The 24,262-nt window shown below is 63.8% G+C and carries 21 protein-coding genes and 1 pseudogene; 8 read left to right on the forward strand and 14 right to left on the reverse strand.

What is annotated here, in order from left to right:
- The first annotated feature begins 62 nt into the window (after positions 1-62).
- The 7 genes from P6U23_RS07075 to P6U23_RS07105 all read left to right on the forward strand — a co-directional run bounded on the left by P6U23_RS07075 (position 63) and on the right by P6U23_RS07105 (position 6,476).
- The gene (locus P6U23_RS07075; protein WP_407178846.1) at positions 63-479 is read left to right on the forward strand and encodes a hypothetical protein; all 417 of its coding nucleotides are present in this window, start codon (positions 63-65) and stop codon (positions 477-479) included.
- Positions 480-982: 503 nt separating this feature from the next.
- Positions 983-1,651, forward strand: a complete 669-nt coding sequence (locus P6U23_RS07080; protein WP_407178847.1) for a flagellar hook assembly protein FlgD — start codon at positions 983-985, stop codon at positions 1,649-1,651.
- 22 nt (positions 1,652-1,673) lie between these two features.
- Positions 1,674-2,930 carry a flagellar hook protein FlgE gene (gene flgE / locus P6U23_RS07085; protein ID WP_407178848.1) on the forward strand — a complete coding sequence of 419 codons (1,257 nt, stop codon included), beginning with the start codon at positions 1,674-1,676 and terminating at the stop codon, positions 2,928-2,930.
- Positions 2,931-2,932: 2 nt separating this feature from the next.
- A complete protein-coding gene (locus tag P6U23_RS07090; RefSeq protein WP_407178849.1) occupies positions 2,933-3,208 on the forward strand; it encodes a hypothetical protein in 276 nt (91 codons plus the stop codon).
- Positions 3,209-3,226: 18 nt separating this feature from the next.
- On the forward strand, positions 3,227-3,685 hold the full coding sequence (locus P6U23_RS07095) for a flagellar protein FlgN (RefSeq protein WP_407178850.1): 459 nt from the start codon (positions 3,227-3,229) through the stop codon (positions 3,683-3,685).
- Between the two features lie 26 nt (positions 3,686-3,711).
- Positions 3,712-5,496 carry a flagellar hook-associated protein FlgK gene (gene flgK, locus P6U23_RS07100; protein WP_407178851.1) on the forward strand — a complete coding sequence of 595 codons (1,785 nt, stop codon included), beginning with the start codon at positions 3,712-3,714 and terminating at the stop codon, positions 5,494-5,496.
- 71 nt (positions 5,497-5,567) lie between these two features.
- Positions 5,568-6,476: a flagellin gene (locus tag P6U23_RS07105; RefSeq protein ID WP_407178852.1), complete on the forward strand. Its 909-nt coding sequence runs from the start codon at positions 5,568-5,570 to the stop codon at positions 6,474-6,476.
- Between the two features lie 24 nt (positions 6,477-6,500).
- On the opposite strand, the gene P6U23_RS07110 is transcribed toward P6U23_RS07105, so the two are convergent.
- The 4 genes from P6U23_RS07110 to P6U23_RS07125 form a co-directional block, all read right to left on the reverse strand.
- Positions 6,501-7,076 (reverse strand): TIGR00730 family Rossman fold protein, encoded by a 576-nt coding sequence (locus P6U23_RS07110; RefSeq protein ID WP_407178853.1) that lies wholly within the window; start codon positions 7,074-7,076, stop codon positions 6,501-6,503.
- Positions 7,077-7,302: 226 nt separating this feature from the next.
- On the reverse strand, positions 7,303-7,977 hold the full coding sequence (locus tag P6U23_RS07115) for an HAD family hydrolase (RefSeq protein WP_407178854.1): 675 nt from the start codon (positions 7,975-7,977) through the stop codon (positions 7,303-7,305).
- A gap of 253 nt (positions 7,978-8,230) precedes the next feature.
- On the reverse strand, positions 8,231-8,776 hold the full coding sequence (locus tag P6U23_RS07120; RefSeq protein WP_407178855.1) for a carboxymuconolactone decarboxylase family protein: 546 nt from the start codon (positions 8,774-8,776) through the stop codon (positions 8,231-8,233).
- A gap of 6 nt (positions 8,777-8,782) precedes the next feature.
- The gene (locus P6U23_RS07125; protein ID WP_407178856.1) at positions 8,783-9,337 is read right to left on the reverse strand and encodes a peroxiredoxin; all 555 of its coding nucleotides are present in this window, start codon (positions 9,335-9,337) and stop codon (positions 8,783-8,785) included.
- Positions 9,338-9,620: 283 nt separating this feature from the next.
- Here P6U23_RS07125 and P6U23_RS07130 point away from each other — a divergent pair, with 283 nt between their 5' ends.
- The gene (locus tag P6U23_RS07130; protein ID WP_024506575.1) at positions 9,621-9,827 is read left to right on the forward strand and encodes a molybdopterin-binding protein; all 207 of its coding nucleotides are present in this window, start codon (positions 9,621-9,623) and stop codon (positions 9,825-9,827) included.
- Between the two features lie 717 nt (positions 9,828-10,544).
- On the opposite strand, the gene garD is transcribed toward P6U23_RS07130, so the two are convergent.
- The 10 genes and pseudogenes from garD to P6U23_RS07180 form a co-directional block, all read right to left on the reverse strand.
- The gene (garD, locus tag P6U23_RS07135) at positions 10,545-12,086 is read right to left on the reverse strand and encodes a galactarate dehydratase (RefSeq protein WP_407178857.1); all 1,542 of its coding nucleotides are present in this window, start codon (positions 12,084-12,086) and stop codon (positions 10,545-10,547) included.
- Positions 12,087-12,113: 27 nt separating this feature from the next.
- Positions 12,114-13,562 (reverse strand): aldehyde dehydrogenase family protein, encoded by a 1,449-nt coding sequence (locus P6U23_RS07140; RefSeq protein WP_407178858.1) that lies wholly within the window; start codon positions 13,560-13,562, stop codon positions 12,114-12,116.
- Positions 13,563-13,584: 22 nt separating this feature from the next.
- Positions 13,585-14,940, reverse strand: a complete 1,356-nt coding sequence (gene gudD, locus P6U23_RS07145; protein ID WP_407178859.1) for a glucarate dehydratase — start codon at positions 14,938-14,940, stop codon at positions 13,585-13,587.
- Positions 14,941-14,973: 33 nt separating this feature from the next.
- Complete coding sequence (gene kdgD / locus P6U23_RS07150; protein ID WP_407178860.1) at positions 14,974-15,918, reverse strand: 5-dehydro-4-deoxyglucarate dehydratase; 945 nt, start codon at positions 15,916-15,918, stop codon at positions 14,974-14,976.
- Between the two features lie 138 nt (positions 15,919-16,056).
- The gene (locus P6U23_RS07155) at positions 16,057-16,962 is read right to left on the reverse strand and encodes a LysR substrate-binding domain-containing protein (protein WP_407181362.1); all 906 of its coding nucleotides are present in this window, start codon (positions 16,960-16,962) and stop codon (positions 16,057-16,059) included.
- Between the two features lie 122 nt (positions 16,963-17,084).
- Positions 17,085-18,445 (reverse strand): annotated as a pseudogene (locus P6U23_RS07160) (MFS transporter).
- A 271-nt stretch (positions 18,446-18,716) separates the two neighbouring features.
- On the reverse strand, positions 18,717-19,124 hold the full coding sequence (locus P6U23_RS07165; protein WP_407178861.1) for a BA14K family protein: 408 nt from the start codon (positions 19,122-19,124) through the stop codon (positions 18,717-18,719).
- Entirely contained in the window at positions 19,121-19,432 is a 312-nt protein-coding gene (locus tag P6U23_RS07170) for a hypothetical protein (RefSeq protein WP_407178862.1), read from the reverse strand. Before P6U23_RS07170 ends, P6U23_RS07165 begins: the two co-directional genes overlap by 4 nt.
- 3 nt (positions 19,433-19,435) lie before the next feature.
- Positions 19,436-20,971 (reverse strand): efflux transporter outer membrane subunit, encoded by a 1,536-nt coding sequence (locus P6U23_RS07175; RefSeq protein ID WP_407178863.1) that lies wholly within the window; start codon positions 20,969-20,971, stop codon positions 19,436-19,438.
- Positions 20,972-24,259: an efflux RND transporter permease subunit gene (locus tag P6U23_RS07180; RefSeq protein WP_407178864.1), complete on the reverse strand. Its 3,288-nt coding sequence runs from the start codon at positions 24,257-24,259 to the stop codon at positions 20,972-20,974.
- Positions 24,260-24,262: the final 3 nt, after the last annotated feature.

The following is a 24,262-nucleotide window of genomic DNA, read 5'->3' on the forward strand; positions in this document are numbered from 1 at the left end:
TGGGCGGGGCAATCCTATGGATTTCCGGTTGAAATCCGTTTCCGCCGGGGCGCGAATGCTCTATGACAGCTCTGTCAAAGGAGCTGGATCCGCCGACGATGGACGTCACGATGTTCGAGGACTTGATCGACCGGTTGGGGGAGGATCTCTCCCATTGGCCCGACGATCAACGGCGGGCCGCCGAAGAACTCCTCGCGTCATCTTCCGCGGCGCGCGCGCTGCACGAGGAGGCCCGCGCCGTGCGCAAGGCGCTGGCGGGACCGCCGATCAGCGCCCCGGCCGGTCTCGCCGACCGCATTGTCGCCGCCGCCCGGGCCTCCGCGAAATCGGCGCCCTCGCAAAACGACCAAAAGACCGCGGAAGAGCCGGTTCGTCCCGCGCAGCCCGGCAAGGTCTTGCCGGTGCTGTTGCTGGCACTTTGCCTCTTGCCCTCGCTTGCCGCGCCGGCTTTGCTGGATCTGACGCGAGGCTGCATCTAGCGCATCCGCCGATCAAGTTGCAGAGCCGGACGAGTGCCTTCAACCAGGCCCGTCATTGCGAGGAGCGAAAGCGACGAAGCAATCCAGACTGTATCCGCGGACAAAGCCTGGATTGCTTCGCTTCGCTCGCAATGACGGCGGAGCGTGCGCCCTCCGATTCGCTCAGATCGGCGACTGCTCTGGCGTTTCCCTCCAAACCGCTCGCCCGGTCGGTTCCGTCTCTTTCCGGGCTCATTCTCAACTGCAACCTCAACTGTAACGCTGTCGCGCGCTGACCTGGTCTTGCGCGCTCATGTCCTGCCGCGCCGATCGCGCGCGGCCGCGCTTACGTCCTTGCGATGCGCATCGGCAAATTCTGCCGAGCAATCAATCGTTTCCGCGCAATTTATTCGCGCCTGAATTGGCCGCGCCATCCGTTTCATCTGCGAACGACCTTCACGAATGCAACCTGCAAACGAGCCTCCGTCGCGCGCTCCGCGCAACGACGAGAGCCGGAGCTTGCCATGACTGTTACCTCGACGTCTTCCACGTCGAACACGACGACGAGCAGCACGACATCCTCGTCGAGCTCGTCGGCTTCGACGATCAGCTCCAGCGATTTCCTCCAGCTCCTGCTCAGCGAAATGCAGAACCAGGATCCGCTGAATGCGACGAGCACGACCGACTTCATGAACCAGCTCACGTCGTATGCGAATTTCACCGAGCAGTCGCAAATCAACAGCAGCATGTCGTCGCTCGCGAGCTCCTTCTCGAGCCTCGTCACGCTGAACTCGGTCAACTACATCGGCCACACCGTCGAGGCGAAAACCGACACCGCGACGCTGTCCAACGGCTCGGCGACGTTCGGCTACTCGCTGTCGGCGGCATCCTCGAACGTGACACTCACGCTCAAGGATTCCTCGGGCAACACGGTGTGGACAGGCAGCGGCACCGGCAATGCCGGCGCCAACACCTTCACCTGGAACGGCCAGGACTCGAGCGGCAATCAACTCAGCGACGGCGGACAATACACGCTCTCGGTCACCGCGACCGACTCGGCCGGCAACTCGGTTTTCAATTACTCGACCATCACCGGCACCGTGACCGGCATCGATACGTCGACCTCCACGCCATCGCTGACGGTCAACGGAGTTTCCGTCAGCGCCGCCAACATTATCGCGGTCACTTCCTGACACACTATCTGGAGTTCTATTCATGGGTCTCTCGGGCGCACTTTCCTCGGCGATCTCGGCGCTTGCCTCGCAAAGCACGGCGCTGTCGATGATCTCCGACAACATCTCCAACTCGGACACGACGGGCTACAAAACCACATCCGCGATGTTCGACGACCTGGTGACGGCGTCGAGCTCGTCGACGTCCTATGCCGCGGGCGGCGTCACGGTGTCGGGCCGCGCCAACATCACCCAGCAGGGCCTGCTCGCGGCCACCACCAACGCCACCGACGTGGCGATCCAGGGCAGCGGCTTCTTCGTGGTGACGGATGGGCTGTCGGGCGGCAACACCTTCTATACACGCAACGGTGCCTTCACCACCGACAACCAGGGTTATCTCGTCAACAACGGCTATTATCTGGAGGGCTGGCCGACCGACAGCACCGGCGCCGCCGACGAGACCGCCGCCCCGGTGCCCATCAATACGCAGGCCGCGGGCAGCATTGCGAGCGCCACCGCAAATGTGGCGTTCGATGCGAACTTGCCGTCCGACGCCGCCACGGGCGCCACTTTCACCAGCTCGATGTCTGTCTACGATTCGCTCGGCGATCCCGCCACAATCTCGGTCACCTGGACCAAGACTGGCAGCAACGCCTGGACGGCGCAGTTCGGCGATCCGACCACGTCGTCAGGTACGTCGCTCGGCACCACCAGCATCGTCAGCTCGAGCGGTACCCCAACCTCGGTCACGCTCAATTTCAACAGCGACGGATCACTGTCCTCAACCAGTCCAACTCCGCCACAAATCAGCGTCGCCTGGACCAACGGCGCCAGCAGCAGCACCATCAACCTCAATCTGAGCAAACTGACGCAAAACGCATCCGGCGAGACCACGCCGGCGGTCGACGTCACCAGCATCACGCCGGATGGTTATGCGCGCGGCACGCTGAGCAGCATTTCCGTCAGCAAGAACACCGGCCTGGTCGATGCGACCTATTCCAATGGCGAGACCATCCCGATCTACAAGATCGCGGTCGCGACCTTCACCGATCCGAACGGGCTCTCGGCGGGCAGCGACGGCATGTATTCGGCGACGGCAACCTCGGGCAACGCAACCCTGCACGGGTCCGGCGAGAATGGGGCGGGCACCATCTACGGCAGCGAGCTGGAGTCGAGCACGACCGACACCAGCGGCCAGTTCAGCAACATGATCTCGGCGCAGCAGGCCTATTCGGCGGCTTCGCAGGTGGTGACCACCGTCAACAAGATGTACGACACGCTGATCTCGGCGATGAGGTAGTCATGGCCGGCGCAGGTAAATTGAAGAGGGGCGGCGAGGGCGAGGCGCTGCTGCGCAAGCTGCGGCGACTGACGGCTCGTGCCGGCGCGCTGAAGGCAGGCGATCGCGCGCAGCTTCTCGCGCTGATGGACGACATCCAGACCGCACAGCGCAAACTGGCAAGCGAATGCGCGCGCCTCGACGAGGATATGAGGCGCGCGACGGTCAGGCTCACGGCGATCAAGGCGTATGCATGGGGCACGAGCGCAGTTCGCGCGCCGCGCCAGGGTCGGCACTGAAAGAATGGGAGCGACAGCATGATTCCGGTACAGAACATCACCGCCAAGCGTGCATCGGGAAACGACATGCACGTCAGGTCCCTCATTGCGCTGATCGACGAGTTGCTCTCGATCGTGACAGAGGAGAACGCGGAGCTTTCCAAGGGCTTGCCGGCCTCGCGCCTCAAGCAGGTCGACGAGAAGAACCGGCTCGCCGATTTGTTCCAGGAGTGCGTGGCCGAATGCGCGGCGAAGACCGCGAAGCTGCATGTGCAGGACCGGGTGCTGCGCGAGCAGCTCATGGAGCGGATCCTGAAGCTGCGCGAGGCCATGGATGAAAACCTGGTGCGGCTGCGCGCGGCGATCGATGCCAGCAACCGCAGGATCGAAGCCGTGATGCAGGCGATCCGGGAGCAGATCGCCAATGTCTCACCCTATGGCGCCGGCGGCCGCCGCACCGCGCGCTCGGCATCCTACAGTACCAACGTTCGGGCCTGACCGGTCCTTGATGACGGGAGGTTGCATTGTCCTCGCTTGATATCGCTCGGCTCATCGCCTTTAGCGGCCTCTCGGCAACGCAGGTTCAGATCAGCGTCGCGTCGTCGAACATCTCGAACGCGGACACCGCCGGCTACACCGAGGAGACCGCCAATCAGGCGAGCCTGGTCACCGCGGGTGTCGGCACCGCCGTCACCATCACCGGCATCAGCACCACCATCGACAAGCTGCTGTTGAAGTCGCTGATCGGCGCCACCTCGGATCTCGGCTCCGCCAACACGACCAACAATTATCTCACCCAGCTCGAGCAGCTCTATGGCACGGTGGATGGCTCCACGACCTCCGACAGCACGACGACCGGCACGTCGCTAGCCAACACGCTGGCATCGTTCGAATCGGCGCTGTCGTCGCTGGAGGGCACGCCCTCGAGCCCGTCGCTGCAGTCGAATGTGATCAGCGCGCTCGATGCCGTCACGACCCAATTGCAGGACACGTCGAGCGGCATCCAGAATTTGCGTTCCAATGCCGACCAGGACATCGCCTCGTCGGTGCAAAGCATCAACAGTGATCTCAAGCAGATCGCGGACCTCAACAAGGAAATCAAGCAGGAGGCCGCCGCCGGGCAGTCGACCGCCGATCTCGAAGACCAGCGCAATTCGGCGCTGCAGGACCTCGCCTCGATGATGAACGTGAACTACTATACGACCTCCAGCGGCGATCTACAGGTCTACACCACCTCGGGCCAGCCGCTGGTCGACAGCACCGCGCATACGCTGAGCTATACCACGGCCTCCAACGTGACGGCGGCGACCACTTACGCCTCGGGCGGGTTCAGCGGCATCACCGTGAACGGGGTCGACATCACCGCCCAGATCACGTCGGGCAAGGTGGGGGCGCTCATCACGCTGCGCGATAAGACCCTGCCGGCCGCGCAATCCCAGCTTGACGAGCTCGCTCAAAATCTCATCTCGACGGTCAATGCCGTCTCCAACCAGGGCACGTCGGTCCCGCCTCCGACCAGCCTGACCGGGACCACGACGGTGAGCAGCACGGACGCTTTTTCCGGCACCGGCACCGTCCGCATTGCGGAGACGGACGCTAGCGGCAACCTGACAGGCTACTATGACTTCGATCTCTCTTCTTACAGCACGGTCGGGGACGTTGTTAATGCAATCAACAATGAATCTAGTACCTCGCATGTGACGGCATCGATCGATTCTTCCGGCCATCTGGTGCTCACGGCTGCGGACTCGGGCGACGGCGTCTCCATCAACGAGATGACCAGCTCGGTCGGCAGTAGCGATCAGGGCTTTTCGGATTATTTCGGCCTCAACGATCTGCTTACCGGTTCGAACGCCTCCGATATCGCCGTGCGCAGCGATTTGCTCAGTGGTTCCGCGGCACTGCCGACCGCAACGCTGGACTCCTCGACGAGCCTGAGTGCCGGAAGCCAGGTGCTGTCGTCGGGGTCTGCGACCATCGTCGATGCGCTCGACAACGCAATGACGGGATCGACCAGTTTTGCCGCCGCCGGCGGGCTTGCCGCGACGACCGGCTCCTTCACCGACTATGCCGCCGCCATCGTCTCCAATATCGCGACGCAGGCATCGCAGGCGTCTTCGAACTACACGCTGAAGGAGACGGCGCAATCGACCTATGCCAATTCGATGTCCTCGGAGTCGGGGGTCAACATCGACGAGGAGACGGCGCGGCTCAGCGCGCTGCAGAACAAATATTCGGCGGCCTCGGAGCTGATCCAGGTCATCAATTCCATGTTCTCGTCGCTGATCAGCGCGATCCAGGCGGGCTAGAAGCGCTTTTCACCTCTGCCCGCTCGCGGGGAGAGGTGAACGAATAGATTGCTCGAAGTAGGAGAAGTCCCATGACGATGCGCGTGGCCACCTTTGCGCTTTCCGACCAGATGATCGCGGCGGCGCTGCGGACGCAATCGATCATGGCCAATGAGCAGATCCAGGAATCCTCGGGCGTCAAGTCGCAGGACTTTGCCGGCTATGGCGCCGATACCCAGAGCGTCGTCAATCTGCAGGTATCGGTGACGCGTGCGCAATCCTATATCGATGCCTCGACGCTCGCCGACAGCAAGGTTCAGGCGATGTACTCGGCGGTGGGATCGATGACCACCCTCATCACCAATTTGCGTTCACAGCTTTCCGCCGCCACCACCGGCAGCAGCTCGTCGACGGCCTCGCTGATCAGCTCGGCCAAAGACATGCTGCAGGAGATGGGATCGCTGCTGAACACGCAGTATGACGGCGAATATGTCTTCGGCGGCGCCGATGTCACGACGGCGCCGGTCGATCTTTCGAGCTTCTCATCGGGCAGCGGATCGCTGACGACCGCCGACACCAGCTATTACCAGGGCGATAGCGAGATCGCCTCGGTCAAGGTCGCCGACAATCAGACGGTGGATTACGGCGTCACCGCCGACAATTCTGCGTTCGAGCAGACCATGCGCCTGCTGAAATTCATCGCCAACAGCACGTCGCTGTCCTCGTCCGACGTCAGCCAGGCGCTCGATCTCGCCAGCAGCGCACTGGATGCCACCTCGACGGTGCAGGCCCAGCTTTCCAGTGCATCATCGCAGATCGAGGCCGCGAGCTCGCGCCAGACCGACTACAAGAACTACGCCTCGACGCTCGCGAGCGACCTCACCAGCGTCGATGTCGCCGCCGTCACCGCGCAGCTCTCGACCTATCAGGCGCAGTTGACGGCATCCTATTCCGCGATCTCGAAGATTCAGAGCCTCAATCTCGCCGACTATCTGAGGTGATCGGTCGCGAGCCGAGCCGGAGACTTACGCCTTCGGCGCCTCCCATTTTCGCGCCGGCGGCACGTAGGCCGCAAAGCGCTTGAGGATTGCATCGACATCGCTGGCAACGACCAGCATGTCGGCATAGCGTTTGGCGACGAAACCCTCCGCCACCGCCTTCTCGATCATCGCAATGAGCGGCTGGAAATAATCCTTCACGTTGAGAAGGCCGCAGGGCTTGCCATGGATGCCGAGCTGCGCCCAGGTCCATTGCTCGAAAAACTCTTCCAATGTGCCGGCGCCGCCGGGCAGGGCGATAAAGCCGTCGGAGAGATCGGCCATTTTGGTCTTGCGTTCGTGCATCGTCTCGACGACGTGAAGCTCGCTGAGGCCGGCATGAGCAATCTCACGCTCAAGCAGCGCCCGTGGGATCACGCCGATGGCGCGCCCGCCTGCCGCGACCACCGCATCGGCAATCGCGCCCATCAGCCCGACCTTGCCGCCGCCATAGACGAGGGACAGTCCGGCCCTCGCCAGGGCTTCGCCGGCGGAAATGGCGGCGTTGCGATAGACCGGATCGCGGCCGACGCTCGAGCCGCAAAAGACGCAAACTGCCTTCATGCCAGTGCCTCCTGCCATCCTTCTATCCGACTCGCTTGAGGATGGCCTAGCACATTCGCCCAGGCCGAAGGATGAAGCCGAGTCGCCCCTCGCCGATGATGCATTGGCGCAGGCTGGCGCGCCGGCCGGGCGCCACCGCCGTCGTATTCACACCGTGCGGATTGAAATGGCAGGCAAACGTCGGCGCGATCGGGCTGCTTGCCCGAATTCGGCCGCAACGCCGCGCTCACCTCCGCCCGCCGACCTCGTCGATATGGTTCAACAGATCCGCCGGATCCTCATAGACGCGGATGGCGCCGGCCTGGCGCAATTCGTCGGGGCCATAGCCGCCGCTGAGCAGCCCGACTCCGAGCGCACGGCAGCGGGTGGCAGCAAGCATATCCCAAATGCTGTCGCCGACGACGATCGCGCGGTCGATTCCGACATCGAGACGCTGCGCCGCGGCCAGGAACAGGTCGGGATCGGGCTTGGCATATTTGACCTGGTCGCGGGTAACGACGGGAGTCCTGCTCGGATCGACGCCAAGCGCTTCCAGGTTGACGGCCGCCGTCTCCATCCGGCCGCTGGTCGCGATCGCCCAGGCGATGCCGGCGTCCGTCAGCCACGCGAGCAGTTCGCGCGCGCCGGGCAGCGGACGGATGTCGCGCCCGTAGCGATTATAGGCCTCCGCATGCGCGCGCCGCAGCCGGTCGATGCGCTCTGGATCGATATCGCAGCCGGTTTCGCGCAAGAGCTGATTGGTGAACAGCCCGCCGCTCATGCCGATCTTGCGATGGATGCGCCAGACCGACAGCTCGATTCCTTCGGCATCGAGCGCGGACTTCCAGGCCAGCACATGCTGATAGACGCTGTCGACCAGCGTGCCGTCGAGGTCGAAGAGAAAAGCCGTTTCGATGCGCATGGTCGAGATCTCCTCTGTTCCGCGCCGGTCCGCTGTTAACGCGGGCCCGCCACCGAAGGTCTCAAGGAGACTAGCAGATGTGATTGACGTAGGTGTTGCAGTCTATTCGCCCCGGCTGCCCTTTTACGTCAAGGCACCGTCATTCCGGGGCGGTGCGGCAGCACCGAACCCGGAATCTCGAGATGTCCGGGTTCGCGCTTTCGCCGTCCGGAATGACGATGCCTTGACGAACGCGGGGCGGGGCGAGGACGGATCACTCCGCCGCCTGTACCATCCCCTGTCCGGCCGCCTCGATCGCGACCGCGACCGACTGAACGATGGCGGCGAAGCGCACGGCGGTCTGGATCACCGCCGAGCTGACGCCGGCTTCCTGCAGCACTTTCTCATGGGAGTCCATGCAGGCGCCGCAGCCGTTGATGGCGGAGACCGCCAGCGACCACAGTTCGAAATCGGCCTTGTCCACGCCGGGATTGCCGATCACGTTCATGCGCAGCCGCGCCGGCATCGTCCGGTATTCCTGGTTCGACGTGAGGTGGATGAAGCGGTAGTACACGTTGTTCATCGCCATCACGGAGGCGGCCGCTTTCGCCGCCGCAATCGCGGCCGGCGTCAGCACCTCGGCCGCAGCCGATTCCATCGCGGCGATGACGACCGGATTGCGCGTCGCGATCGCCGTCGCCAGGAACAGCCCATATTTGGTCTGCGGCGACAGCGTCTCGTCGGACGCCATGGACGTCAGGTTGAGCCTGACGTCCTTGGCGAAGTCCGGGATCTGGTCCTTCAGTTGCTCGATCGACATGACGCGTCAGGCAACTTTGAGCGTTGCGCCACCGACCTCGCGGTTGCAGGGGCAGAGCTCGTCGGTCTGCAGCGCGTCGAGCACGCGGAGCGTGTCCTTCGGAGCGCGGCCGACATTGAGGTTGGTCGCGTAGACGTGCTGGATGGTGTTATCGGGATCGACAATGAAAGTGTAGCGATAGGCGACGCCGTCGGGCGAACGCACGCCCAGGCCGTCGACCAGCGCGCCCTTGGTGTCGGCGAACTGCCAGATCGGCAAATGATGCAGGTCCTTGTGCTCGCGCCGCCAGGCCAGCTTGCAGAACTCATTGTCGGTCGAACCGCCCAGCACGACGGCGTCGCGGTCGGCAAAATCCTTGGACAGCCGTGCGAACTCGGCAATCTCGGTCGGACAGACGAAGGTGAAATCCTTGGGATAGAAGAAGATGATCTTCCATTTGCCGGGGAAGCTCTTTTCGGTCAGCGTCTCGAACGCGCTCTGCCCCTTCTCCTCCTGGCTGTGAAAGCCCGGCTTCACGCCGACGATCTCAAACGACGGCAATTTACTTCCAATTCCAAGCATATTGTCCTCACAAGATTGCTTCGCCGAAGCGACAATGTCCGGCGATAGCGAAGCAAGCGATATGCCATCCCATGTCGCGCTGTTCAATTGTCGCAAATGCAACAATCGAATGCTCGTACCGCAGGCATCAGAACGCGATCGTTTCGTTCGACTTGGATGTCTGATTGAGCGTATTGTTTGAGCAGGATTTCCGCGCCGATGCGGCGTTTTGCGTGCTTGCCACGATGAGCATGCGGCGCTTGTTCGGCATAAGGTGCATGCTGCCAGAATCGAGGATGAAGCCATGAAGCTCAGCGCTCGCAATGTTCTGCCCGGCCGGGTGATCGCCGTCACCAAGGGAAGCACGACCGCCCATGTCAAGGTCGAGTTGGCGCCGGGATTGACGGTTTTCTCCTCGATCACCAACGAGGCGGTCGACGATCTCGGGCTGAAAGTCGGCGACAGCGTCTCGGCTGTGATCAAGTCGTCCGACGTGATGATCGGGAAATAGCCGTCTGACGCTGACTGCGTCAGATCGAGAATCTGCGGCAATGCAATGCGGTGCGCGTGGACTTATACTGCCGTAGCCGGGCCCGCGCGCAAAAACTAATTTCACGAGCTGAATCAAGCTGATTTGGCTTGTCCAGACCCTTCGCAACAAATATTTCTGTTTTTCAGAAGCCGGAATCAATCGTATCGTCTGCGTGTTCCGCGCCGGCATGAGGGACGTACGCGTCGTCACGAACGTGGAGCGGAATGCGGTGACCGCGTTGATGCCGGTGGACGAGCGGTATCGACGCGGACGGCGAAGTCGTGTGGTCCTGGCGCGCCCATGGAGGCGCCAAGTTGGCGATGATGTGTTCGCATCGAGCTGACGACGGTGGCAAACGCTGGTTCACCGAGGAGAGCGCGAAGTAAGCCGTAAACCACTCGCGCAGGGAAGGCCGGTGTGAAGCCGCCTGTACCTGTGGTCACGCGCCCTTTGCGCACCTTTTCTGGCGCGAGGGCCCCGGGTGCAGCGGTCACCCGGTCTTCCCTGCCCCTCTGTATTTTAAGAGGGCTGTAGTTGAGCAAAACTCGAGCGCGGATCGCGCCGCGAGAATATGAACGCACGCCCCTCAGCCGTTCGAACTTTGGATCGGAACGTGCTTAACGCGCGGAGGCCATTGAATCTTGCTCGTCAAGCCCGGCCATGACGAAGCACCTGTTGAAAGACTCTGCGGATCGGTCACGTCACCGGCGCGGGATTGAACAGCGTGAGGTCGTTGTGAATGCCCCAGCGATCCGACCAGACCTTGGTCCGGCCGCTGGCGACATCGAGGATCAGGCGGAACAATTCCCAGCCGGCGTCCTCGATGGTCATTTGGCCCGTCGCAATTCGCCCCGCGTCGAAATCGATCAGGTCCTTCCAGCGCCGCGCCAGCTCGCTGCGGGTGGCCACCTTGATGACGGGCGCCGCTTGCAATCCGTAGGGCGTCCCGCGGCCGGTCGTGAACACCTGCAGCGTCATGCCCGAGGCGAGCTGCAGCGTGCCGCAGATGAAGTCGGAGGCAGGCGTGGCCGCAAACAGCATGCCCTTCTGCCGCGCCTTCTCGCCGGGCGCCAGCACGCCGGCGATCGGGCTCGAGCCCGACTTGACGATCGAGCCGAGCGATTTCTCAACGATGTTGGCGAGCCCGCCCTTCTTGTTGCCGGGCGTGGTGTTGGCGCTGCGGTCGCTGCCGCCGCGGGCGAGATACGCATCGTACCAGGCCATCTCGCGCACCAGCGCGCGGCCGACCTCTTCGTTGGCGGCGCGGCGCGTCAGAAGCTGGATGGCATCGCGCACTTCCGTGACTTCGGAGAACATCACGGTGGCGCCGGCACGCACCAGCAGATCGGCGGCGAAGCCGACGGCTGGATTGGCGGTCACGCCGGAAAAGGCATCACTGCCGCCGCATTGCAGGCCGATCACGAGATCGGAGGCCGGGCAGGTCTCGCGTCGGCGCTGGTTGAGCACGGCAAGCCGCGCATCGGCCATTTTCATGATGCCGTCGACGATGGCGCCGAAGCCGTCAAAGGCTTCGTCCTGCATGCGCACGATGGAGTTGTCGACGCCCTCGGGCAGGAGGCGTTCGGGCGCGAGTTTTTCGCAACCGAGTCCGACCACCATCACCTCGCCGCCGAAGTTCGGGTTGAGCGCGAGGTTTTGCAACGTGCGGATCGGCACCACGGCATCGGGCGCGGTGATGGCGACGCCGCAGCCATAGGCATGCGTCAGCGCGACAACGTCGTCGACATTGGGATATTTGGGCAGGAGCTCGGCGCGGATGCGCTTGACCGCATATTCCAGCGTGCCGGCCACGCATTGCACCGAGGTCGAGATGCCCAGAATGTTCTTGGTGCCGACCGAGCCATCCGGGTTGCGATAGCCCTCGAAGGTATAGCCTTCGAGCGGCGGCAGCGGTTCCGGCACGGCGGTCGCGATCTCGAGATTGTCGAGCGAGGGCGCTTCCGGCATGCGGATGCGCGCCTCATCGACCCATTCGCCTGCTTGAATCGGCGAGGCGGCATGGCCGATGATCTCGCCATAGCGCAGGATGGGCGCATCTTGCGCGATATCGACCAGCGCGGTCTTGTGGCCCTGCGGCACGAAGCTCTTCAGCGTGAGCCCGCAGGGGAAGCGCGATCCCGCGGGCAGGCCGAAATCGTTGACGACGATCGCGACATTGTCGCGCGCGTTGAGCTTGATGTAGCGGGGCTGTTCGGCCGTGATGGGCGAATGTTTCATGCGCACTCCCTTTCGAAGGACGCCCGTTCAGACCGGATAGGTGTAGGCGGTCTTGACCGTGGTGTAGAACTCCTTGGCATAGGCGCCCTGTTCGCGCGCGCCGTAGCTCGAGCCTTTGCGGCCGCCGAAGGGCACGTGATAATCGACGCCGGCGGTCGGCAGATTGACCATCACCATGCCGGCCTCGCTGTTGCGCTTGAAGTGGGAAGCATATTTCAGGCTGCTGGTGCAGATGCCGGACGCAAGCCCGAAATCGGTATCGTTGGCGATCGCGAGCGCCTCGTCATAATTCTTGGCGCGAATGACGGCGGCGACGGGGCCAAAAATCTCCTCGCGCGCGATGCGCATGGAGTTCTTGACCTCGGTGAACAGCGCGGGCTGCAGATAGAAGCCGGGCGTCTCCCGGTTCAACAGCTCGCCGCCCCAATAGAGCTTGGCGCCCTCGTCCTTGCCGATCTTGAGGTAGCGCAGATCCTGGTCGAGCTGGTTCTGATCGACCACCGGGCCGACATGGACGCCGGGCTTCAGCGCATCGTCCACCTGCAGGCCCTTCAACCGCTCGGTCATCGCCTCGACAAAGCGGTCGTGAATGCCCTCGGTCACGATCAGGCGCGAGGAGGCGGTGCAGCGCTGGCCGGTGGAGAAATAGGCGCCATTGGTGGCGGCTTCGACGGCGACCTTCAGATCGGCGTCGTCGAGCACGACCAGCGGATTCTTGCCGCCCATCTCGAGCTGGAACTTCTTCATATTGGAGGAGGCGACGCAGGCCTTCGCGATGTTACGGCCCGTCGCGACCGAGCCGGTGAACGAGATCGCCGCGACATCGGGATGTTCCAGCATCGTCTGGCCGACGACGGAGCCGGAGCCGACCACGAGGTTGAACACGCCGGCCGGCAGGCCCGAGCGCGCGATGATCTCGGACAGCGCATGCGCCGAGCCGGGGACCAGTTCCGCCGGCTTGAACACCACGGTGTTACCGTAGCAGAGCGCGGGCGCGATCTTCCAGGCCGGGATCGCGATCGGGAAATTCCAGGGCGTGATCAGGCCGACCACGCCGAGCGGCTCGCGCGTCATCTCGACCTCGAGATTGGGGCGCACGGAGGGGCCCTTCTCACCGAACAGCCGCAGCGCCTCGCCGGCAAAGAACGCGAAGATTTGCCCGGCACGTGCGGCCTCGCCGATGCCTTCGGGCAGCGTCTTGCCCTCTTCGCGGGAGAGCAGGCGGCCAAGCTCTTCCTTGCGGGCGAGGATTTCGGTCGAAATCTTGTTCAGCGCGTCATAGCGCTCCTGCGGCGTCGAGCGCGACCAGGCGGGGAAGGCGGCCTTCGCCGCTGCGATCGCCTTTTCGGTCTGCGCCCGGTCGGCGCGGGCATATTCGCCGACGAGATCGTTGGTGTTCGAGGGATTGATGTTCTTGGTGATGCCGGTGCCATCCACCCAATCACCACCGACAAAATTCTTCAGGACTGCTGACATGTGTTCCTCCGGAGTCTGTTTCTCATCGTACGAGGCAGGGACGCTTGTCGTCAAAGGTCCAGCCCGGGACGAGGAATTGCATGGCGATCGCATCGTCGCGCGCGCCAAGCCCATGCTTCTTATACAGCGCATTGGCGGCTTCGATCGCGCTACGGTCGATCTCGACGCCGAGACCAGGCCGGTCGGGAACGGCAATCTTGCCGCCCTCGATCTTGAGCGGCTCCTTGGTGAGCGCCTGGCCGTCCTGCCAGATCCAGTGCGTATCGATCGCCGTCACCTTGCCCGGCGCCGCCGCGCCAACATGCGTGAACATCGCCAACGAAATATCGAAATGATTGTTCGAATGCGAGCCCCAGGTCAGGCCGTTGTCGCGGCAGGTCTGCGCCACGCGCACCGAACCTTGCATGGTCCAGAAATGGGGATCGGCCAGCGGGATGTCCACAGCGCCAAGCCGCACGGCGTGCGACAATTGCCGCCAGTCGGTGGCGATCATGTTGGTCGCGGTCGGCAGGCCGGTGGCGCGGCGGAACTCCGCCATGATCTCGCGGCCCGAAAAGCCGGCCTCGGCGCCGCAGGGGTCTTCCGCGTAAGCCAGGATGCCGTGCATGTCCTTGCACAGCCGGATCGCCTCATCCAGCGACCAGGCGCCGTTCGGATCGAGCGTCACGCGCGCCTTGGGAAAGCGCGTGGCGATCGCCGTGACCGCCTCGATCTCCTGCTCGCCGCGCAGCACGCCGCCCTTCAGTTTGAAATCAGCAAAACCGTAATGATCATGCGTCGCCTCGGCGAGCCGGACGATAGCCTCTGGCGTCATCGCCTCCTGGTGGCGCAGCCGGAACCAATCGATCCCCTCGTCTTCGCCCGCGACATAGGGAAGATTGGTTTTGCGGCGATCGCCGACAAAAAAGAGGTAGCCCAGCGTCTCGACGCTGGCGCGCTGCTGGCCTTCGCCGAGCAGGGCCGCGACCGGAAGCCCAAGATGCTGGCCGAGCAGATCGAGCAGCGCGGATTCCACCGCCGTCACCGCATGAATCGTCACGCGCAAGTCGAAGGTCTGCTTGCCGCGGCCGCCCGCATCGCGGTCGGCGAATGTGGTGCGGATCGAAGCCAGGATGTTGTTGCAGGCGCCGATCGTCTCGCCGATGACGAGATTGCGGGCATCTTCCAGCGTCTGCCGGATCTTCTCGCCGCCCGGCACCTCGCCGACACCGGTATGGCCGGCATTGTCGGTGAGCATGACGATGTTGCGGGTGAAGAACGGCGCATGCGCGCCGCTCAAATTGAGGAGCATGCTGTCGCGTCCCGCGACCGGAATCACCTGCATCTCCGTGACGACCGGTGCGCCCGAAAGCCCGGCGCTCATCGCTTGCGCCACCATCTGCTCCTCCCGTTGGCCGCAGCTCGCGGCGGTTTATTCTGCAGCCTGCATCGCCGATTTGGTCGCGGGCAGCCTCTCCACCAGCGCTGCCAGTTCGGCCAGTTCCTGCTCCGTCAGATCGGTCAGCGGCGGACGGACAGGTCCGGAATAGCGGCCGATCACCTTCATTCCGGCCTTGATGATCGAGACGGCGTAGCCCTTCTTGCGGTTACGTATCGCGACCAGCGGCAGAATGAAATCCTTCAATCCTGCATGGATGGTCCGATGGTCGCGCCGCCGCACGGCGGCGTAGAAGTTGATGGCGAATTCCGGCACGAAATTGAAGACGGCCGAGGAGTAGGTGGTGACGCCCATGTCGAGATAGGGCAGGGCAAAGGTCTCGGCGGTCGGCAAGCCTCCGATATAGGTGAGGCGGTCGCCGAGTTTGGTGTAGACCCGCGTCATCAATTCGATGTCGCCGATACCATCCTTGTAGCCGACGAGGTTGGGGCAGCGCTCGCACAGCCGCGCCAGCGTGTCGGGCTGCAGGATGGCATTGTCGCGGTTATAGACGATGACGCCGAGCTTCGTCGCCGCGCAGACCGCCTCGACATGGGCGGCGAGGCCCTCCTGCTCGGAGTGGGTGAGATAGGGCGGCAGCAAGAGCAGGCCGTCGGCACCCGCCGTCTCGACGCCGATCGCGATCTCGCGTGCGGTCGCGGTGCCATAACCGGCGCCGGCAAGCACGGGCACGCGGCCCTTGGTCTCGTCGACGGCGACCGCGACCACTTGCGGCACTTCGGCCGGGGTGAGCGAAAAGAACTCCCCCGTGCCGCCTGCCGCGAACAGGCCGGCGACATCGTAACCGCAGAGCCAGTCCATGTTCGCGCGATAGGTCGCCTCGTCAAAGGAAAAATCCGCCTTGAACGGGGTCACGGGGAAAGACAGGAGGCCGCCGCCGATTCTCGCGGCCATCTCCTGCGGGGTCATCTTGCTCATCGCGCCACTCCTGGTTCGGGGAACGACGCGGGCGGTGCAGACGGCCTCGCGTCCCGCCGGATTTCTAGGAAACGGTTCAATGCGCGTCCAAGCCAATGACGATATCGAACGATGCGCGATCAGCATCGATCCCCAGCGTCAGTCCTTCGGCGTGCCCGAGACCGCGATACCGCTTGCGATCTCGACCAGCGCGGGCAGCAGCGGATTTTCGTGCGCGCGCGGCCAGACCAGGAACAGTTCGACCGGATTGGGCGTACGCAGCTTGAGCGGGCGCAGCTTGACGTCGGCGATCTTCAGGCTCGCCGCGGCGGCCGGAACGATAGCAACGCCGAGCCCTGCCCGCACCATGGCAAGAATGGAATGGATTTGGCTGAGATGCTGGACGTAACGCGGCAGGATTTCCGCGCGCGAAAACTGCGACACCAGGAGATCGTGGAAGTAGCGCGCCTCATAGGGCGAGTACATGATGAAGGGCTGGCTGTCGAAATCCTTGATCGAGAGCGCCCCGGCCGCTGCCAGCGGATGCTTTTTCGGAATCGCCGCGAGCAGCGGCTCCGCCAGCACGCGGCGGCTTGCGAGCTCGGGGCGCGCGATCGGCGGCCGCAACAGCCCGGCATCGATCTGCCCGGAGGCGAGCGCCTCGAACTGATCGCCGGAAACCATTTCCTTCAGCGAGAAGTCGATCTCCGGCAGTTTTGCCCGGCACGCGGCAATCAATTCGGGCAGAAAGCCGTAAGCCGCGGCGGCCGTGAAGCCGATCTTGAGCGAGCCTGTCTTGCCCATGGCGATGCGATGGGCGACCTGGGATGCGCTCTCGGCAAGCTTCAATATCCGCCGCGCCTCGGGCAGGAAGCTGCGCCCTGCAGGCGTCAGCCGCACCGAGCGGCTGGTGCGCTCGAGCAGCGGCGCGTCGATGATATGTTCGAGCACCTGGATCTGCCGGCTGAGCGGCGGCTGGGTCATGTTGAGCCGCGCCGCCGCCCGACCGAAATGCAGTTCTTCCGCCACCGTGACAAAGCAACGGAGCTGGTTGAGGTCGAACATCGATGCGCGTCCGGAATAGACGGGGCGTTGAAATGCCGCTTCTAGCATCGATGTCCGCCCAAAACAAAGACGGCGGCCGAAGCCGCCGCCGTCGATTCTTGCGCGGGGAGGAGACAACGCCCTCAGGACCGCCGCAAATGCACCCGTTCGATCTTGCCGACGATGAAGAGGTACGCCGCCGCCGCGACCAGCGCATTCAACCCGACGAAGACGAGCGCGCCGTTGAAGGAGCCGGTTCCCGCCACGATGTAGCCGATCACGATTGGCGTGGTGATGCCGGCCATGTTGCCGAAGGTATTGAAGAGCCCGCCCGACAAGCCGCCGGCTTCCTTGGGCGAGGTGTCGGAAACCACCGCCCAGCCGAGCGCGCCGATGCCCTTGCCGAAAAAGGCGAGCGCCATCAGGCCGACCACCAGCGCCTGGCCGTCGACATAGTTGCAGGCGATGATCGACATCGACAGCAGCATTCCGCCGACGATCGGGACCTTGCGCGCCAGCGTCAGCGACTGTGTCCTGCGCAGCAGCGCGTCGGAAATGATCCCGCCGAGCACGCCGCCGATGAAGCCGCTCAGCGCCGGCAGCGTGGCGACAAAGCCCGCCTGCAGGATCGAAAGCCCGCGCTCCTTGACGAGATAGACCGGAAACCAGGTCAGGAAGAAATAGGTCAGCGTGGTGATGCAATATTGGCCGATATAGACGCCGAGCAGCATGCGGTTGGAAAGCAACTGCCGCAAATGATCCCATTTCGGTCCGCTCTCCGCTGCGCGCGCATCGTTCGGGCCGTCCAGATCAACGAGAGCGCCACCCTCCTTGATGTAGTCGAACTCGGCCTCGTTGATCGCCGGGTGGTCCTTCGGGCCGTACATCGTCTTGACCCAGATGAGGCCCATGAGGAGACCGAGCGCGCCCATGACGTCGAACACGTAGCGCCAGCCGAACTCATGCGCGATCCAGCCCATCAGAGGCGCGAACAGAACGGTCGCGAAATACTGGCCGGAGTTGAAGAAGGCGGACGCCGTGCCGCGCTCATTGCCGGGAAACCACGCCGCGACGATGCGCGCATTGGCCGGAAAGTGCGCGCATTGGCCGGAAAGGATGGCGCTTCGGCGAAGCCCACCAGGAAGCGCAAGGCAAACAGTGCAACGATCGCGGTTCCCGCGCTCAGAAAGCCAACCCAGCCCTGCAGCATCGTCACCAGCGACCAGGCAATGATGCTGATAGCATAAACCCAGCGCGAGCCGAAGCGGTCGAGCAGCCAGCCGCCCGGCACCTGCGCAATCACATAGGACCAGCCGAACGCCGAGAACACGTACCCCATGGCGACGGGATCGAGATGCAGTTCCTTGGAAAGCGCAGGTCCCGCGATCGACAGCGTCGCACGGTCGGCGTAATTGACCGTGGTGACCAGGAACAACATGGTCACGATAAACAGCCTGACGCGAGACCGTCTGGCCTCGGTCACGGCGGACACGATTGCGCTCATGCGCACCTCCTCGAAAACCTTCCTCCGGATGCTTTCCTAGAGAGATGCGTAAGGAGGGTCCAAGCCGAAGCGGGTATTGATCGATACCGTTTTTGGATTGATCGTGGCCCAGGGCACGGCCCTCCGACGGGCTGGGAAAGTGGCAGAAGCCGGGCCTTGCTAGCGCTATGCGCTACCGATCTGTCAGGAATTGAGAGCCGCCAATCTTGCGGGCTCGTTGGCTTCCGCTGGTGTGCAGTGAATCTCGGACCTCAGCAAAACGGGTCGCGGGTCAGCACGGATGGCGCAGACCGTCCTTGCCGAGATAGCTGCGGGAGACGGGATCATAGGAGCGGTAGTGTCGGGCGCAATAAGACTGGCCGGTCGCGGGGCCGAAATAGACCTGCGACGGATAGGGGCGGGGAGAGCGGTAAGGATTGCTCTCCAGAAAGCCGGCGGCGCCGATCGAGGCGAGCGGCGGACTGGCGGCAAAATTGCCGGGAAAGCCGCCGTTGGTCGGAAAGTCGCGGTTGTCATTGCGGGCGTCAAACGTCCACCACGGGCTGGTCACGCCGTAGCGGAGCGGGCGCGGGCCGTAATAGTCGCCGGCAAGAGCCGGCGTGCCAAAGACAAAACTCGCGAGCAGTAGAAGTGCCGCCCCCCTCAGGCCAGTCATCGTCGCCGCGCGCTTGTGCTTCATGGCCGGATCGTCCCCCAATCGCCTTTCCATCCCGTGAGCCGCCACTTGCGAAACTGCAGGTAAAGGCCGTCGCTGCGGATCGACAACGCGCTGCCTTTGATGTTGGGGATCGCGAGCAACAGCTCGTTGCCCGGGCGACCGCGAACGTAGTTCAGCGGCACGCCGAGCGCTTGCGATACCTCCTCCGCCGTCATGCCGAAGTGGAGCGGTGCTCCGTTCGTCGGCACAACGAAGGTGGTCTGGCCAAAGACGGGCGCGAGGGTGAGGCCCAGCGCAAGCGGGATCGAAACGGAATAGCGTGCGCGCATCGCTTACTCCACCGCGGCCGAGGCCAGCGTGCCTTGCGGCGTCCACCCACCGCCGAGCGCCTGGAACAGACTGCTTGCCGCCAGAAGCTTGTTCAGGCGGATTTGAACGAGGTTATTTTGCGCGGTGAACAGCGTCTGCTCCGCCTGCAGCACGGTGATGAGGTTCACGGTGCCTCCGCGCAACTGCGTTTCCGCGACCTCAAAGGCCTTCTGCGAAGCCGCCACCACGTCGTTCTGCAACCGCTCCTGCAGCGTGAACTTCTGCAATCCGATCAGCGCTTTCTCAACGTCGGAGAAGGCCGAAAGCACGGTTTTGCGATAGGTCTGCAGATCCTGAAGCTGCACGCCCTTCGCCTGCTTCAACTGGCTCTCCAGCAAGAAGCCGTCGAACAGCGGCTGCGTCAGGCTCGCGGTCATCGTGTAGAACCACGCGCCCGGCGTGAACAGCGAGGCGAGCGCGGCGCTCTGCAATCCGGTCGTGCCGGTCAACTGGATCTGCGGAAAGAACGCGGCGCGCGCGGCTTCGACACTGAAATTGGAGGCCGCAAGCGTCGCCTCGGCCTGGCGGATATCCGGCCGCTGATACAACAGTTCCGACGGCAGCCCAGGCGTGACCCGCGGGACCGCGATCCGGCTGGTGGAGCCGCCGCGCACCGTGAAGTTCGCCGCCGCGCGGCCGACCAGGAGCGCAAGCGCGGCGATGTTCTGGTCGCGCGTGACCTCGAGCGGCGGGATGGCCGCGCGCTCGGTTGCGACCAGCGCTTCCTGTTGCGAGACGTCGAGCTGCGAGGCCGTGCCGCCGGCAAACTGGGTCTTGACGAGGTTCAGAATCCGCTCGGCTGCAGCCAAATTCTGGCGGGTGACGCGCAATTGGTCCTGCGCGGCGAGAACCGCGAAATAGGTGTTGGCGACGCTCGCCATGGTGGTGAGCGTGACGACTTCGCGGTTGTAGCGCGACGCGGTCGCGGTTTCCTCGGACGCGGCGAGTGTCGCGCGGTTCTTGCCCCAGAAGTCGAGAATGTAGCTCGCCGTCAGGCTGGTCGAGAAGGTGGAGAATGTCGAGGAGCCGCTGCCGGTGAAAGTGCCGCTGCTCAAGCTGGACGCGGAGCGGCTGGTCGAACCGAAATGCTGGCGCTCGGCGCTTGCGCTGCCGCTCACGGTCGGCAGCAGCGCTGCGCCGGAAACGCCGACCTGGGCGTCGGCCTGGACGATCTGCGCGATCGCGACCGCGATATCGAGATTGTGGAGCTGCGCTTCATCCATCAACGACGTCAGCTCGGCCGAGCGAAATCCGCGCCACCAGTCGAGCGCCGGCACCGAGGCATCGGCATCGGCCTTGGGCGCCGCGCGATAGTTTGCGGGGACTTCGAGATTGAGCTCGGGCCGCTCGAGGCCAAGAATGCAGCCCGACAAGCCCGGGCTGATCGCCAGCGCAAACAGCGCAGCCGCCGGACGCAGCTTGCGGCCGCCGTCCGCAGGCGTATGCCGGACAAGCTTGCTGATGCGGTGAACGGCTCGAATTGGCAGGGGTCTTGGCATTTACTCGCCTGGCTGCAGTGAAGGCCCGGGCGTGTAGGGTGCCGCGTTGCCCCGGCGACGTTGGCTCCAGAGGCGGAACCTGTCCAGATACAAATAGATCACAGGCGTGGAATAAAGTGTGAGTATCTGGCTCAGCGCGAGACCGCCGACAATCGAGATGCCCAGCGGCTGGCGCAACTCGCCGCCGTCGCCGACGCCGAGCGCGAGCGGCACCGCGCCGAGCATGGCGGCCATGGTCGTCATCATGATCGGGCGGAAGCGAAGCAGGCAGGCCTCGCGAATCGCCTCGAGCGGTGCAAGGCCGCGTCGGCGTTCGGCGTCCAGCGCAAAGTCGATCATCATGATCGCATTCTTCTTGACGATGCCGATCAGCAGGATGACGCCGATCAGCGCCATGATGCTGAACTCGGTGTTGAAAGCTATCAGCGCCAGGAGCGCGCCGACGCCGGCCGAGGGCAGAGTCGAAAGGATGGTCAACGGATGCACGTAGCTCTCGTAGAGGACGCCGAGCACGATGTAGATCGTCACCAACGCCGCGAGGATCAGGTAGGGTTGATTGCTGATGGAATCCTGGAAGGCCTTGGCAGTACCCTGGAACGTGCCGTGGACTGTGGCAGGCACGCCGATGCGGTTCATGGTGGCTTCGATCGTCGCGATCGCCGTGCTCAGCGAAACGTTCGCCGGCAAATTGAACGAAATGGTGTTGGCGACGAGAAGCCCCTGATGGTTGACGGAGAGCGGCGTTGCGCCATTCGTGAAATGCGCGACGGCCGAGAGCGGGATCATGGTCTCCTGGCTGGTGCTCACGGCGGAGCCTGTGGAGGTGACGCCCTTGCCGGTCGCGCCGATCGAGTTGGTCGCCTGGTTGCGCGCGGCCTGAGCGTTGGCGGAATTTGCGGAAAAGGTCTTGCCTCCGGAGACAACCGTCCCGGCGACGGCATTGGTCGCCTGCGAACCGCCGACCGAGCCGCCGGACGTGCTGATATAGACGTCCTTCAGCGTCTCCGGATTTTGCCAATAGCGCGGCGCGACCTCCATGATGACGTGGTACTGATTGCGCGCGACATAGATGGTGGAGACCTGACGCTGGCCGAAGGCGTCGTAGAGCGTATTGTCGATCTGGCTCACGGTAACCCCGAGCCGCGCCGCGGCGTCGCGATCGATCACGACGTCCGATTCGAGACCCTTGTTCTGCTGATCGCTGTTGACGTCGGCGAGATTGGGCTCGTGCTGCAGGGCGGCCACGATCTTCGGTGTCCACTCGTTCAGCTCTTCCAGTGTGGGGCTCTGCAGCGTGTATTGGAATTGCGCATTGCTGGCCCGGCCGCCGACGCGAATATCCTGCACCGATTGCAGGAACAGCGTTGCGCCCGGTACGGCAGCGAGCTGATGCCGCAGCCGCGCGATCACCCCGTCGGCGGAAATCTTGCGCTGATCGCTTGGATAGAGCGAGACGAACATGAAGCCGGAATTGGTCGACCCGCCGCCCGTGAAACCGACGGCGGTTTCAACCGCCGGATCCTTCTTGATGATGTCGACGAATTGCGTCAGCTTCTGCTGCATGAGCTGAAATGAAATGCTCTGATCGGCCTGGATGAAGCCGACGATTCGTCCGGTGTCCTGCTGCGGGAAGAAGCCTTTCGGAATGACGCCGTAAAGGTAGAAGTTCAGTCCGAACACCGCGAGCAGGATCAGAATCATCGAACGCGGATGCTCCAGCGCGGAGGTCAGCGTGCGCCGATAAAAGCCGAGCATCGCCTCGAAGAAGCGTTCGCTCGTGCGGTATAACCAGCCGCGTCGTTCGGCTGAGAGCGGTCGAAGCAGCACCGAGCACATCATCGGCGTGGTCGAGAGCGAGATCGCCAGCGAAATCAGGATCGAGATCGAAATGACCATCGCGAATTCGCGGAACAGGCGGCCGACGATGCCTCCCATCAACAGGATCGGGATGAACACGGCAATCAGCGATATGCTCATCGAGAGCACGGTGAAGCCGACCTCATTGGCGCCCTTCAGCGCGGCCTCTAGCGGCGACAGCCCGTCCTCGATGTAGCGGGTGACGTTTTCGAGCACGACGATGGCGTCGTCGACGACAAACCCGGTCGCAACCGTCAGCGCCATCAGCGACAAATTGTCCAGGCTGTAGCCCATCAGGTACATGACCGCGAAGGTGGCGACCAGCGACACCGACACGGCGACCACGGGAATAAAGGTGGCACGCATGTTGCGCAGGAACGCGAACACCACGATGATCACCAGCATGACGGCAAGGATCAGGGTCCGCTCCACATCATGCAGCGAGGTCCGGATCGTGGTCGAACGGTCGACCCCCAGCGTCATGTCGATGGCGGGTGAAACCGAGGCGCGCAGCGTCGGCATCAGCGCCTTCACCGCGTCGACGGTGGAAATGATGTTGGCGCCTGGCTGCCGATACAGGATAATCAGCACCGCCGGCTTGCCGTTCGCGAGGCCGGCATTGCGGAGGTTTTCGACGCCATCGGTGACCTCGCCGACGTCGGACAGATGCACCGGCGCGCCGTTGCGGTAGGCGACGATCAGCGACTGGTAGTCCTTGGCCTTGTTGGCCTGGTCATTGGCGTAGATCTGATAGCGTTGATCGCCGACATCGATGCCGCCCTTGGGGCTGTGCGCGTTGGCGCTGCCGAGCGCCGCACGGACATCCTCAAGCCCGATCCCATACTTGTAGAGGGCCTGCGGGATCAGATCGACCCTGACCGCCGGCAGCGAGCCGCCGCCGACCAGCACCTCGCCGATGCCTTCGACCTGCGACAGCTTTTGCGCCAGCACCGTGGAGGCGGCGTCGTAGATCTCGCCGCGGGTCAGGGTATCCGAGGTCAGCGTCATGACCAGGATCGGCGCGTCGGCGGGATTGACCTTGCGGTAGGTCGGATTGCTTCGCAGGCTGGTCGGCAGGTCGGCGCGGGCGGCGTTGATCGCGGCCTGGACGTCGCGAGCGGCGCCGTTGATGTCGCGGTTGAGGCCGAACTGCAGGGTAATGCGCGTCGTGCCGACCGAGCTCATCGACGTCATCTCGGTGACGTCGGCGATCTGCCCGAGATGACGCTCGAGCGGACTTGCCACCGTGGTGGCGACGTCCTGAGGGCTCGCGCCCGGCAGCGTCGCCTGGACCGAGATGGTCGGAAAATCGACCTGCGGCAGCGGCGAGACCGGCAGCTTGAAGAACGCGATGGCGCCCGCGGCGGCAAGCCCGAAGGTCAGCAAGGTCGTTGCGACCGGTCGGCGAATGAAGGGTGTGGAGGGGCCCATGGC

It is taken from the genome of Bradyrhizobium sp. STM 3562 (genome assembly GCF_045571435.1).
Lineage (GTDB): Bacteria > Pseudomonadota > Alphaproteobacteria > Rhizobiales > Xanthobacteraceae > Bradyrhizobium.

Coding starts and splice junctions, on each gene's coding strand:
- P6U23_RS07075 (WP_407178846.1), top strand. CDS start 63: ATGACAGCTCTGTCAAAGGAGCTGGATCCGCCGACGATGGACGTCACG.
- P6U23_RS07080 (WP_407178847.1), top strand. CDS start 983: ATGACTGTTACCTCGACGTCTTCCACGTCGAACACGACGACGAGCAGC.
- flgE (WP_407178848.1), top strand. CDS start 1,674: ATGGGTCTCTCGGGCGCACTTTCCTCGGCGATCTCGGCGCTTGCCTCG.
- P6U23_RS07090 (WP_407178849.1), top strand. CDS start 2,933: ATGGCCGGCGCAGGTAAATTGAAGAGGGGCGGCGAGGGCGAGGCGCTG.
- P6U23_RS07095 (WP_407178850.1), top strand. CDS start 3,227: ATGATTCCGGTACAGAACATCACCGCCAAGCGTGCATCGGGAAACGAC.
- P6U23_RS07105 (WP_407178852.1), top strand. CDS start 5,568: ATGACGATGCGCGTGGCCACCTTTGCGCTTTCCGACCAGATGATCGCG.
- P6U23_RS07110 (WP_407178853.1), bottom strand. CDS start 7,076: ATGAAGGCAGTTTGCGTCTTTTGCGGCTCGAGCGTCGGCCGCGATCCG.
- P6U23_RS07115 (WP_407178854.1), bottom strand. CDS start 7,977: ATGCGCATCGAAACGGCTTTTCTCTTCGACCTCGACGGCACGCTGGTC.
- P6U23_RS07120 (WP_407178855.1), bottom strand. CDS start 8,776: ATGTCGATCGAGCAACTGAAGGACCAGATCCCGGACTTCGCCAAGGAC.
- P6U23_RS07125 (WP_407178856.1), bottom strand. CDS start 9,337: ATGCTTGGAATTGGAAGTAAATTGCCGTCGTTTGAGATCGTCGGCGTG.
- P6U23_RS07130 (WP_024506575.1), top strand. CDS start 9,621: ATGAAGCTCAGCGCTCGCAATGTTCTGCCCGGCCGGGTGATCGCCGTC.
- garD (WP_407178857.1), bottom strand. CDS start 12,086: ATGAAACATTCGCCCATCACGGCCGAACAGCCCCGCTACATCAAGCTC.
- P6U23_RS07140 (WP_407178858.1), bottom strand. CDS start 13,562: ATGTCAGCAGTCCTGAAGAATTTTGTCGGTGGTGATTGGGTGGATGGC.
- gudD (WP_407178859.1), bottom strand. CDS start 14,940: ATGGTGGCGCAAGCGATGAGCGCCGGGCTTTCGGGCGCACCGGTCGTC.
- kdgD (WP_407178860.1), bottom strand. CDS start 15,918: ATGAGCAAGATGACCCCGCAGGAGATGGCCGCGAGAATCGGCGGCGGC.
- P6U23_RS07155 (WP_407181362.1), bottom strand. CDS start 16,962: ATGTTCGACCTCAACCAGCTCCGTTGCTTTGTCACGGTGGCGGAAGAA.
- P6U23_RS07165 (WP_407178861.1), bottom strand. CDS start 19,124: ATGAAGCACAAGCGCGCGGCGACGATGACTGGCCTGAGGGGGGCGGCA.
- P6U23_RS07170 (WP_407178862.1), bottom strand. CDS start 19,432: ATGCGCGCACGCTATTCCGTTTCGATCCCGCTTGCGCTGGGCCTCACC.
- P6U23_RS07175 (WP_407178863.1), bottom strand. CDS start 20,971: ATGCCAAGACCCCTGCCAATTCGAGCCGTTCACCGCATCAGCAAGCTT.
- P6U23_RS07180 (WP_407178864.1), bottom strand. CDS start 24,259: ATGGGCCCCTCCACACCCTTCATTCGCCGACCGGTCGCAACGACCTTG.